This is a genomic window from Rhodococcus sp. P4_F5, assembly GCF_056401315.1.
This window is the reverse complement of the sequence record NZ_JBFUJP010000039.1, coordinates 30,299-43,789: the sequence shown is the minus strand read 5'-3', so window position 1 is coordinate 43,789 and position 13,491 is coordinate 30,299. Positions and strand designations below refer to the sequence as shown.

Sequence of the window (13,491 nt, the reverse complement as noted above, 5' to 3'; positions counted from 1 at the left end):
GTGCGGGTGCTGTTCGAGGCCTCGACGGTCGCCGGGCTCGCTGTCGCGGCGGAGCGGCACGTCGGCGGCGGTGGGCGGGTCGCGCTGGTGGCCGGTCCGCGGCCGGAGCGGATCCCGCTCTCGCTCGCGCAGTCCCGGATGTGGTTCCTCAACCAGTTCGACACGGCTTCCGCGGTGAACAACATCCCGGCCGCGGTGCGCCTGTCCGGTCGCCTCGACGTCGCGGCGCTGCAGTCCGCTGTGGCGGACATGGTCGCCAGGCACGAGGTGCTGCGGACCAGGTACCCGGACACGGCCGCCGGGCCGGCCCAGGTGGTCGTGCCGATCGGCGACGTGGCCCTGGACCTGACGCCGGTGACTGTCGTCGAGTCCGAGCTGATCGACGCCATCGCCGCCGAGGCCGCCATCGGATTCGATGTCACCACTCAGGTCCCCCTGCGAGCGACTCTGTTCTCGTTGGGCGGGGACGAGTTCGTGCTGATGTTCGTGGTCCACCACATTGCCGCCGACGGATTCTCGATCCGTCCGTTGGTGCGGGACGTGATGGTCGCGTACGGGGCTCGCACCATCGATGTCGCGCCCGGATGGGAACCGCTGTCGGTGCAGTACGCCGACTACAGCCTGTGGCAGCGGGAGGTCCTCGGCAGTGAGGACGACCCGGAATCGCTGATCTCCACGCAGCTGGCCTACTGGTCGCAGGAACTGGCGGCTCTGCCCGACCAGTTGGACCTGCCCAGCGACCGACCGCGGCCGGCGGTGGCGTCGAATCACGGTGCCAGCACCGCGTTCACGGTGGATGCGGGCATGCACGCGGCGCTCGGTGAACTGGCGCGGACGCACAACAGCACCACCTTCATGGTGATGCACGCGGCCCTGGCAGTGCTGTTGGCGCGGTTGTCGGGAACCGCCGACATCGCCGTCGGTGCGCCGGTCGCCGGCCGTGGCGAGGCCGCGCTCGACGACCTGGTCGGCATGTTCGTCAACACCCTGGTGCTGCGCACCGAAATCGACTCGGCGGCCAGTTTCGAGGAGGTTCTCGAGCAGACCCGGGCGACCGACGTGGCCGGTTTCGCGCACGCCGACGTGCCGTTCGAGCGGCTCGTCGACGTGCTCAGCCCCACCCGTTCGCAGGCTCGACACCCGCTTTTCCAGGTTGCGCTGACCTTCCAGAACTTGGGGTTGACCAGCCTCGAACTCCCGGACCTCACGGTCAGCACGGTGGATTTCGACGCACAGGTGGCGAGGTTCGACCTGCAGTTGACGCTCTCGGAGTCGTGGGGTGAGACCGGCGTCGCCGCGGGCATGGTGGCCGAGCTGACCTACGCGACCGATCTGTTCGACGAGGCAACCGCGACGACGTTCGGGGACCGGTTCATGCGGGTCCTGTCCGCCGTCACCGCGGACCCGGCGGTGACGGTGGGTGACATCGACCTGCTCGACCGGGCCGAACGCGAGTTGATGCTCTCGGAGTGGAACACCTCCGGTGCGGACACGGGTACGGACACCACACTGGTGGAGTTGTTCGACGCTGTGGCGCAGGCACATCCGGAGCGGGTTGCGGTCCGCTTCGCCGACGAGGCGTTGTCCTACCGTGAACTGGACGAGCGGGCCAACAGGTTGGCCCGGGTGCTGGTGGCGGCGGGGGTCGGGCCGGAGTCGTTGGTGGCGGTGGCCCTGCCGCGGTCGGCGGACCTGGTGGTGGCGCTGCTCGCGGTGGTCAAGGCCGGCGGCGGCTACCTGCCGGTGGACCCGACGTACCCGGCGGACCGGATCGAGTACATGCTCTCCGATGCGTCGCCGGTGTGTGTGCTCACGTGGTCGGGCAATGCGATCGCGTTGCCGGCCGCGCTTCCGGTGGTCGAATTGGATTCGGTTGACCTGTCCGGGTATTCGGCTGCAGCGGTGACCGACGTGGATCGGCTTGCGCCGCTCTCGCCCGGCAATGTCGCGTACGTGATCTACACCTCGGGTTCGACCGGTCGCCCGAAGGGTGTGCTGGTACCGCACCGCAATGTCGGGCGGCTGATGGCGAACACCGAGTCCGAGTTCGGATTCGGCACGAGCGACGTGTGGACGATGTTCCACTCGTACGCGTTCGACTTCTCGGTGTGGGAGCTGTGGGGTCCGTTGCTCTACGGCGGCACCCTCGTGGTGGTGGACTACTTCACCTCGCGGTCGCCGGAGCAGTTCCTGGAGTTGTTGGCGCGCGAGCGGGTGACGGTGCTCAACCAGACGCCGTCGGCGTTCTACCAGTTGGCGGAGGCTGATCGTCAGGCACCGTCGGAGTTGGCGTTGCGTTACGTGATCTTCGGCGGTGAGGCGCTGGAGTTGCGCAGGCTGTCGGACTGGTATGCGCGACACGATGACTCGTCGCCGGTGTTGGTGAACATGTACGGCATCACCGAGACGACCGTGCATGTCTCGCATCGCCGTGTCGACGAGGTCACCGCGGCATCTGCGTCGGCGAGCCTGGTGGGTCAGGCGATCGCGGGGCTGCAGGTGTACGTCCTCGACGAGAGGTTGCGGCCGGTTCCGGTCGGCGTCCCGGGTGAGATGTACGTCGCGGGTGTGCAGTTGGCTCGTGGCTACCTCGGTCAGGCGGCGTTGACCGCGGGTCGGTTCGTGGCGAATCCGTTCGACTCGGACGGTTCGGCGCTGTACCGCTCGGGCGACATGGCGCGCTGGAGCCGCGACGGTGACCTCGAGTACCTTGGGCGCGCTGACGATCAGGTGAAGGTCCGTGGTTTCCGGATCGAGCTCGGTGAGATCGAGTCGGCGTTGCTGGCGCAGGAGCAGGTGGGCCAGGCGGCGGTGATCGTCCGCGAGGACATCCCCGGCAATCCGGTGTTGGTGGCGTACCTCGTGCCTGCGGTCGGGGCCGCCGTGGACGTTTCGACGGTTCGGGACCGTGCTGCGACGGCGTTGCCGGAGTACATGGTGCCGTCGGCGTTCGTGGTGCTCGACCAGATCCCGCTGACGTCGAACGGGAAGCTGGATCGGAAGTCGTTGCCGGCGCCGGTGTTCGAGGTGCGCGAATTCCGGGCCCCGACGACACCGATCGAGGAGATCGTGGCGGGGGTGTTCGCCGATGTCTTGGGGGTGGACCGGGTCGGTCTGGACGACGACTTCTTCGAGCTCGGTGGCAACTCGCTGGTCGCGACGCAGACGGTGGCGCGACTGGGCGCTGCACTGGACACCAAGGTGCCGGTGCGGACGCTCTTCGAGGCCTCGACCGTCGGCGCGTTGGCCGTGGCGGTGGAGCGGCATGCGGGTGCCGGTGGCCGCACGGCGCTCGTGGCGCGGCCGCGTCCGGAGCGGATCCCGTTGTCGGTGGCGCAGTCCCGGATGTGGTTCATCAACCAGTTCGACACTGCCTCGCCGGCATACAACATTCCGGTCGCGGTACGACTGACCGGTGAACTCGACGTCGCGTCGTTGCGTGCCGCCGTGGGTGACGTACTCGCACGGCACGAGTCGTTGCGGACGGTGTTCCCGAACTCGGCGGACGGTCCCTCCCAGGTGGTCGTCGAGATCGGCGACGTCCGGCTGGAACTCGACCAGGTGGAGGTGTCGGCCGACGGCCTGATGGCCGCGTTCACCACCTTCGCTCTGCGAGGCTTCGACGTGTCGGCGGAGATCCCGTTGCGGGCAAGCCTGTTCGGGATTTCGGATCGGGAGCATGTCTTCGCGTTCTCGGTGCACCACATCTCGTCGGACGGCCTCTCGGCGGGGCCGCTGGCGCGAGACCTGATGGTGGCCTACCTGGCGCGGACCGAGGGGCTCGCACCGACGTGGGAGCCGCTCGAGGTGCAGTACGCGGACTTCACGCTGTGGCAGCACGAGATGCTCGGGTCGGAGGACGACCCGGAGTCGCTGGCATCGGTCCAGCTCGGCTACTGGAGCGAGCAGTTGGCCGGCGTGCCGGCGCTGCTGGAGCTGCCGACGGACCGCCCGCGCCCGCAGCTGGCTTCGATGCGCGGTGCGCGCACCGACTTCACGATCGACGCGGGGCTGCTGGAGCAGTTGACGGACCTGGCTCGGGGGCGTCAGTCCACATTGTTCATGGTGCTGCACGCGGCGCTGACGGTGCAGCTGGCCCGTCTGAGCGGGTCCGCCGACATCACCGTCGGCAGCCCGATCGCCGGTCGCGGCGAGGCCGCACTCGACGACGTCGTCGGCATGTTCGTCAACACCCTGGTCCTGCGCACCCAGGTGGACCCGACCCTGACCTTCACCGAGTTGCTGGCGCAGACCCGCGCGGTGGACCTGGCGGCGTTCGGTCACGCCGACGTGCCGTTCGAGCGGGTCGTAGAGGTGGTGAACCCGCCGCGTTCGCAGGCGCACGCGCCGCTGGCCCAGGTGGCCCTGTCGCTGCAGAACCAGGGCTTGGCCGCATTCGAGCTGCCGGGCATCGAGGTGTCCGCACTCGAGGCGGACGCCTCGGTCGCGAAGATGGACCTCGAGCTGACGTTCAGGGAGAGTGCGGACGGCCTGGCCGGTTCGCTGACGTACGCCGCGGACCTGTTCGACGAGTCCACGGCGAGGACCTTCGTAGAGCGGCTGCTGCGGCTGCTGGGCTCGGTCGTGGCCGACCCGGCCGTGGTGGTCGGCGAGCTGGACCTGCTCGACGAGAGCGAGCGGGCGACCCTGGCGCAGCGGGCGCTCGCGCGACCGCTGCGGGCGCGACTGCTGCCGGAGATGCTCGCCACCGGCGCGGCACTGGACCCGGAGAAGGTCGCGCTGATCGGATCCGGCGCCGAGATGACCTACGCGGAACTCGATGCGACGTCGAACCGCCTTGCACGGCTGCTGATCTCGCGAGGAATGGGTCCCGAGACCTTCGTGGCACTGGCGTTCCCGCGGACCATCGAATCGGTCGTCGCGATGTGGGCGGTCGCCAAGAGCGGGGCCGCGTTCGTGCCGGTGGACCCGGCGCTGCCGACCGCGCGGATCGAGCACATCCTCACCGACTCCGGTGCGGCGCTCGGCCTGACGGTCGCGGGCGTCCACGAGGACATGCCGGGCACCACCGAGTGGCTCGAACTCGACGCCGCCCTGGCGGAGGGTCTGTCCGACGCACCGGTCACCGACCGGGACCGGACGGCGCCGCTGTCCGCCACCAACGTCGCGTACATGATCTACACCTCGGGCTCGACAGGCATGCCCAAGGGCGTGGTGGTCACCCACACCGGGCTGTCCGCGTTCTCCGCGGACGCCCACCCGGAAATGGTCATCACCGCCACGTCTCGTGTGCTTCGACTGGCCTCGGCCAGCTTCGACGCCTCGATGTTCGAGATGCTGACGTCCTTCAGCACCGGCGCGACCATGGTGGTGGCGCCGCCGGAGGTGGTCGGCGGTGACGAGCTCGCGGGACTGGTGCGCGAGCAGCGGGTGAGCCACCTGATGAGCGCGCCCGCGGCGATGGGGACCATGCGCGCCGAGGACCTGCCCGATCTCGAGGTGGTGGGCGTCGGCGGCGACGTGTGCCCGCCGGAACTCGTGGCCAGGCTCGCGCCCGGTCGGCGGTTCTTCAACGGCTACGGCCCCACCGAGACCACGATCGTCGTCACCCGGACCGCGTCGCTGGCCGCCGGTGACCGGATCACCATCGGCGCACCGATCGGCGGCGTCGGCGCGGTGGTGCTCGACGCGCGGCTGCGGCCGGTGCCGATCGGCGTGGTGGGCGAGCTGTACCTGTCCGGTGCCGGTCTGGCCCGCGGCTACCACGACCGTACCGACCTCACGTCGGCTCGCTTCGTGGCCAACCCGTTCGACGCGGCGGGCAGCCGGATGTACCTCACCGGCGACCTGGTGCGCTGGACGGCGGACGGTGACCTGGACTTCGTCGGCCGCGCCGACTCGCAGGTGAAGCTGCGCGGACTGAGAATCGAACTCGGCGAGATCGAGTCGGCGTTCCTCGCCTGTGACGGCGTGGCGCAGGCCGTGGTGACGGTGCACGAGGACCCGCACACCGGGCAGCGGCTGCTCGGCTACCTCGTCGCCGACCCGGAGGTCGCGCTCGACCCCCAGAAGCTGCGCAGCGAGCTGTCGGCATCGATGCCGGCGTACATGGTGCCCGCGCAGGTGGTGGTCCTCGACGCGCTGCCGGTGACGGTCAACGGCAAGCTCGACCGCAAGGCCCTGCCGGTGCCGGCCTTCGAGGCCGTGGCGTTCCGGGCGCCGTCGACGCCGATCGAGGAGATCGTGGCCGGCGTGTTCGCGGACGTGCTCGGGGTCGAGCGGGTCGGCGCCGACGACGACTTCTTCGCGCTCGGCGGCAACTCGCTGATCGCCACCCAGGYGATCTCGCGGCTCGGCGCSGCGCTGGACACGCAGGTGCCGGTGCGGGTGCTGTTCGAGGCCTCGACGGTSGCCGGGCTCGCTGTCGCGGCGGAGCGGCACGTCGGCGTCGGCGGACGGGTCGCGCTGGTCGCCGGTCCGCGGCCGGAGCGGATCCCGCTCTCGCTCGCGCAGTCCCGGATGTGGTTCGTCAACCAGTTCGACACCGCCTCGCCGGCCTACAACATCCCGCTGGCGATCCGGCTGACCGGGGAACTCGACGTGGCGGCGCTGCGCGCGGCCGTCGGGGACGTGCTGGAACGGCACGAGTCGCTGCGCACGGTGTTCCCGAACTCGGCGGACGGCCCCTCCCAGGTGGTGGTCGGGGCCGGCGAGATCGAGGCGGACCTCGACGAGACGGAGGTGTCCGAGGATGTGCTGACGGCCTCGCTGTTCGACTTCGTGTCCCGCGGATTCGACGTCTCGACGGAGATCCCGTTGCGTGCCAGGCTGTTCAAGACCGGCACAGCGGAGCACGTCTTCGCGGTCGTGGTGCACCACATCAGTGCGGACGGCTTCTCCCTGTCGCCGTTGGCACGCGACGTGATGGTCGCCTACGCCACCCGCGCCGGGGGGCTGGCGCCCACGTGGGAGCCGCTCGAGGTGCAGTACGCGGACTTCGCGCTGTGGCAGCGAGAGGTGCTCGGGTCGGAGGACGACCCGGAGTCGCTGGCCGCGGTTCAGCTCGGCTACTGGGGCGAGCAGTTGGCCGGCGTGCCGGCAATGCTGGAGTTGCCGACAGACCGTCCGCGCCCGCCGGTGATGTCGATGCGCGGTGCGCGCACCGAGTTCGGCGTCGACGCCGAACTGGCCGGTCGCCTGCGGGAGCTCGCGCTGGCCGAGCAGTCCACCCTGTTCATGGTCCTGCACGCCGCGCTGGCGGCAACGCTGTCTCGGCTCAGCGGGTCGACGGACATCACCGTCGGCACCGCGATCGCCGGTCGCGGCGAGGCTGCACTCGACGACCTGGTCGGCATGTTCGTCAACACGCTGGTGCTGCGCACCGAGGTGGACCCGACGCTCAGCTTCACGGAGTTGCTGGCGCAGGCCCGCGCGGTGGACCTGGCCGCGTTCGGCAATGCCGACGTGCCGTTCGAGCGGGTCGTCGAGGTGGTGAATCCGCCTCGGTCGCAGGCACATTCGCCGCTGTTCCAGGTGGCGTTGGCGCTGCAGAACCTGGGGGCGACGTCGTTCGAGCTGCCGGGCATCGAGGTGTCCGCGCTCGACGCGGAGATCGCGGTCGCGAAGCTGGACCTGGAGCTGACCTTCCGGGACTCCGCGGAAGGACTGCTGGGTTCGGTGACCTACGCGGCGGACCTGTTCGACGAGTCGACGGTGCGCGGATTCGTCGCGCGACTGGTGCGGCTGCTCGGGGCCGTTGCCGCCGATCCGGCCCTGCCGGTCGGCGAACTCGACCTGCTCGACGAGGCGGAACGCGCGACGGTTGTCGAGCGGGCCCTCGCGGCGCCGCTGCCGGTGCGGCTGTTGCCGGAAATCCTGACGTCCGGTGCGGCGTTGGCCCCCGGCGCGGTGGCGTTGACCTCGTCCGGCAACGAGACCACCTACGCCGAGCTCGACGGTCGTTCGAACCGTCTTGCACGGCTGCTGATCTCGCGTGGCGTCGGCCCGGAGTCCTTCGTGGCGCTGGCGTTCCCGCGGTCGGTCGAGGCTGTGGTCGCGATGTGGGCGGTCGCCAAGACCGGCGCGGCCTTCGTGCCGGTGGACCCGGCGCTGCCGACCGCGCGGATCGAGCACATCCTCACCGATTCCGGTGCGGCGCTGGGTCTGACGGTCGCCGGGGTCCGCGAGGGGCTGCCGGGCACGAGCGAGTGGTTCGAGCTGGACGGCGAGGTGGCCGAGGGCCGGTCCGACGCTCCGGTCACGGACCGGGACCGGACGACGCCACTGTCCGCGGACAACGTGGCGTACATGATCTACACGTCGGGGTCGACGGGTACGCCGAAGGGCGTGGCGGTGAGCCATACCGGCCTCGCCCCGTTCACCGCGGACGCCAACCCGGACATGGCGATCACCGCGCAGTCACGGGTGCTCCGCCTGTCTTCCGCCAGCTTCGACGCRTCGCTGTTCGAGATGCTCGCCTCGTTCAGTGCCGGCGCGACCATGGTGGTCGCGCCGCCGGCAGTGATGGGCGGCGACGAGCTCGCTGCGCTGTTGCGTGAGGAGTCGGTCACCCACGTGATGAGCGCGCCCGCCGCGCTCGGGACCGTTCGGCCCGAGGACCTGCCTGCACTGGAGATGGTCGCGGTGGGCGGCGACGTCTGCCCGCCGGAGCTGGTTGCGCGCTTGGCACCGGGCCGGCGATTCATCAACGGCTACGGACCGACGGAGACGACGATCGTCGTCACCCTGACCGGGCCGATCTCGGTCGGTGACCGGATCACCATCGGTCCGCCGGTCGGGGGCGTCGGTGCGATGGTGCTCGACACGCGGCTGCGGCCGGTGCCCCTCGGTGTGGTGGGTGAGCTGTACGTGTCCGGGCTCGGACTGGCCCGGGGCTACCACGACCGCGCGGAGCTCACCGCGAGCAAGTTCGTGGCGAACCCGTTCGGCGAGGCCGGGACCCGGATGTACGCCACCGGCGACCTGGTGCGCTGGACCACTGACGGTCAGTTGGACTTCCAGGGCCGCGCCGACTCGCAGGTGAAGTTGCGCGGGCTGCGGATCGAACTCGGTGAGATCGAGGCGGCCCTGGCCGGGTGCGACGGAGTGGCGCAGGCCGTGGTGACGGTGCACGAGGACCCGCACACCGGGCAGCGGTTGCTCGGCTACGTAGTCGCCGACCCGGAGGTCGCCCTCGACCAGCAGGTGTTGCGCGACGAGCTGGCGGGTTCGTTGCCGGCGTACATGGTGCCGGCGCAGGTGGTGGTCCTCGACGCGCTGCCGGTGACGGTCAACGGAAAGCTGGACAAGCGGGCGCTGCCGGTGCCGGAGTTCGCGGCGCGGGAGTTCCGCGCGCCGTCGACGCCGATCGAGGAGATCGTGGCGGGCGTGTTCGCCGAGGTGCTCGGGATCGAGCGGGTCGGTGCCGACGACGACTTCTTCGAGCTCGGCGGCAACTCGCTGATCGCCACCCAGGTGATCTCGCGGCTCGGCGCGGCGCTGGACACGCAGGTGCCGGTGCGGGTGCTGTTCGAGGCCTCGACCGTGGCCGGGCTCGCCGTTGCGGCGGAGCAGCACGCCGGCGCGGGCGGGCGTCCGCCGTTGGTGGCCGGTCCGCGTCCGGAGCGGATCCCGTTGTCGCATGCGCAGCAGCGGATGTGGTTCTTCAACCAGTTCGACACCACCTCGCCGGCGTTCAACATCCCCTTCGTGCTGCGGCTGAGCGGCGACCTGGACACGGCCGCGTTGCGGGCCGCGATGTCCGACATGGTGGAGCGGCACGAGGCCTTGCGTACGGTCTTCCCCGACTCGGAGGACGGTCCGCACCAGGTGGTCCTGCCTGCGGCGGACGTGGTGCCGTCGCTCGAGCCGGAGTGGGTGTCCGAGGACCGACTGCACGCTCGGGTGTTCGAGGTGGTCGGCGGCGGGTTCGACGTCACCCGGGCAGTCCCGTTGCGCGCGGCCCTGTTCCAGCTCGCCGACCACGAGTACGTGCTCGCGCTCGGGATGCACCACATCTCAGCAGACGGCGGCTCCCTGGCCCCGATGTCGCGGGACATCCTCGTCGCCTACGAGTCCCGGCGGATGGGCCTCGAGCCCGCATGGGCGCCGCTGACGGTGCAGTACGCCGATTACGCACTGTGGCAACGGGAGATGCTCGGCGACGAGAACGACGCCGAAAGTCTGGCCGCCAAGCAGATCGGCTACTGGAAGCAGGCACTGGCCGGGGTTCCCGAACTGCTGGAGCTGCCGACCGACCGCCCGCGACCCGCGGTCGCGTCGAATCGCGGCGGCAACGTGAACTTCACGATGTCGGCGGACCTTGCCGATCGGATCGACCGGCTTGCCCGGGAACACAACTCGACCTTCTTCATGGTGGCCCACGCGGCTCTGGCCGTGCTGTTGTCGAGGCTCTCCGGATCCGACGACATCGTCATCGGGGTGCAGGTCGCCGGCCGCGGCGAGGAGGCGCTCGACGACCTGATCGGCATGTTCGGCAACACGTTGGTGCTCCGCAACCAGGTCGAGCCCGCGGCCGCGTTCACCGACTTCCTGGCCCGGGTCCGCGCCAACGACCTCGACGGGTTTGCGCACTCCGACATCCAGGTCGAGCAGTTGATCGACGTGCTCAACCCGACCCGGTCGACGGCGTACTCGGCGCTGTTCCAGGTACTGCTGGTGGTGCAGAACTTCGCCCGATCGGAGATCTCGCTGCCGGGACTGACGGTGGCGCCGGTGGATGCGGTGGCCGACGCAGCGAAGATGGATCTGCAGGTGACGCTGTCGACCGAGTTCGACGAGGAGATGCGGCGCACCGGGATCCAGGGGACGTTCAACTACGCACGCGACCTGTTCGACGAGTCGACCGTGGTCGGCTTCGCGGAGAAGTTCACCGCGATCCTCGAGGCCGTCACCGTCGACGCTGCGGTGCCCGTCGGTGCCATCGAACTGCGCAGTGACGCCGAACGTTCCGCGATGGCCCTCTGGAACGAGACCGACGTCGTGGTCCCCGAACTCACGCTGGTGGACGCCTTCGAGGCGCAGGTCGAGCGGACGCCGGAGGCCACCGCGCTGATCTACGGCGAGGAGGTGCTGACGTATCGGGAGTTCGACCGCCGGGCGAACAGGCTGGCGCGGTACCTGGTGTCGGTCGGTGTCGGGCCGGAGACCCTGGTCGGGCTCGGCATGTATCGCTCGGTCGATCTGATCGTGGCCATGTACGCCATCCTCAAGGCGGGTGGCGGCTACCTGCCCATCGATCCGGAACATCCGGACGACCGCACCGAGTACGTCGTGGCAACCGCGAATCCCGTTGTGGTGCTGTCGAGGTCGCGGGATTCCGGTGACCTGCCAACCTCGGTTGACGTGTTGGAGACTGACGTGCTCGACCTGTCCGGTTTCGCGGACACCGCGTTGACGGACGCGGATCGGTTGGCGCCGTTGCGGCCGGCGAACGTCGCGTACTCGATGTTCACGTCGGGCTCCACCGGCCGTCCGAAGGGCGTGACCGTGACGCACGGTTCGGTGGTGAACCAGATCGCCTGGATGCAGGGCCAGTACCCCCTGAGTCCTGCCGACACCGTGCTGCAGAAGGCGCCCGTCACCTTCGACGTGTCGGTGTGGGAGTTGTTCATGCCGCTGCAGGTGGGCGCCCGCATGGTGGTTGCGAAGCCGGGTGGCCATCGCGACCCCGAGTACCTGGTGGCCGTCGCCGAGGAACGGTCGGTGACGATCATGGAGTTCGTGCCGTCGATGCTCGACGTCTTCCTCGCCGATCCGCAGCTGCAACTGCCGGCGTCGCTTCGCTACGTCCTCGCCGGTGGCGAGGAACTCCCGGCGGAGTTGGCCCGACGCTTCGCGGCCCGCTCCATCGCCGTGCTCGACAACACCTACGGTCCCACCGAGGTCACGGTGACCTCGACCGCACACCGGATCGGATCCGATGTCGGCGCCGTGGTGCCCATCGGCCGCGGGGTCTGGAACACCCGGGCGCACGTGCTGGACGCCCGACTGAACCCGGTACCGGTGGGTGTTCCCGGCGAGCTCTACTTGGCCGGCGCGCAGCTGGCCCGGGGGTACCACGACCGCCCGGACCTGACCGCCGAGCGGTTTGTCGCCGATCCGTGTGGCGCTCCGGGGGAGCGGTTGTACCGAACCGGCGACCTCGTCCGTTGGAATGCCAACGGTGAACTGGAGTTCCTGGGCCGCACCGACTTCCAGGTGAAGCTGCGCGGGCTGCGGATCGAACTCGGTGAGATCGAGGCGGCGTTGACCGCGGACCCGTCGGTGCGGGCGGCGGTGGTGCTCGTGCACTCGGGCACCTCGGGGCAGCAGTTGATCGGTTACGTGGTCGGCGAGGGAGAGGTCGACACCGCTGAGCTTCGCCGGGGGATGTCGACGGCGCTGCCGTCGTACATGGTTCCGGAGACCATCATGGTGCTCGACGAATTCCCGCTGAGCGCGAACGGCAAGCTCGAACGTCGGGCGTTGCCCGTGCCGGAGGTCGCGGCGCGGGAGTACCGGCCCCCGGTGTCCGCCACCGAGCAGGCGGTCGCGGCGGTGTTCGCGGAGCTGCTCGGAGTGGAGCGGGTGGGGTTGGACGACAACTTCTTCGAGCTCGGCGGCAACTCGCTGATCGGTATGCGGGTGGTCGGCAGACTGCGAGCCGAACTCGACACCGTCGTGCAGCTGCCGTGGCTGTTCTCCGATTCCACCCCGGAGGCACTGGCCCGGCAGATCGAGCACGGCGCCGACGACATCGCCGATCAGGCCTTCGGGACGCTGCTCCCGATCCGTCCGACGGGGTCGAGGCCGCCGGTGTTCTGTGTCCACCCGATCGTCGGGCTGGCATGGTGCTACACCGGACTGGCGCAGTACGTCGACGAGGACCGGCCGATCTACGGACTGCAGACACCGGCGGTACTGGGTGACGGCGAGCTGCCGGGATCGATCGAGGCCGTCGCGGAGGTCTATCTCCGCGAGATCCGGCGCGTGCAGCCGTCCGGGCCGTACCACCTGCTCGGATGGTCGCTCGGCGGGGTGATCAGCCACGCCATCGCGGTGCAGTTGCAGGCGCAGGGGGAGAAGGTGGAACTGCTGGCGATGCTCGACAGCTTCACCGCGGAGACCACGCCCGGCAACACCCTCGGTGAAGTGACGATGTCAGAAATGCTCAGCGGCATGGGAATGGACGCGGTTGGTGATCGACTGGCCTCGGAGGTGACCTTGGACCAGGCGGTTGCCATGTTCGGTGAGTTGACCGGGCAGAGCGAGGAGCGGGCCACCGAGATCGTCGGCCGACTCCTGGCGGCCGCCGAGCACAACTCCGGACTGACCGCCGCCTACCGGCCCGAGGTGTTCGACGGTGAGGTGCTGTTCTTCACTGCCGGCGAGGACGACCCGACCGGTCTGCGCTCGGCTACCGGCTGGCAGCCGTACGTCAGTGGGGGTGTCCGTAACCATGTGGTCGACAGCACCCACTGGGGCATGACGTCGCCGGCGGCACTGAGCATCGTCGGACCAGTCCTCAAG

General features: G+C 69.8%; 1 pseudogene. It reads left to right on the top strand.

Features of this window, described 5'->3' with window-relative positions:
• Positions 1 to 13,443, top strand: a pseudogene (locus AC1DU4_RS16455) (amino acid adenylation domain-containing protein); the annotation flags it as partial.
• Positions 13,444 to 13,491 lie beyond the last annotated feature (48 nt).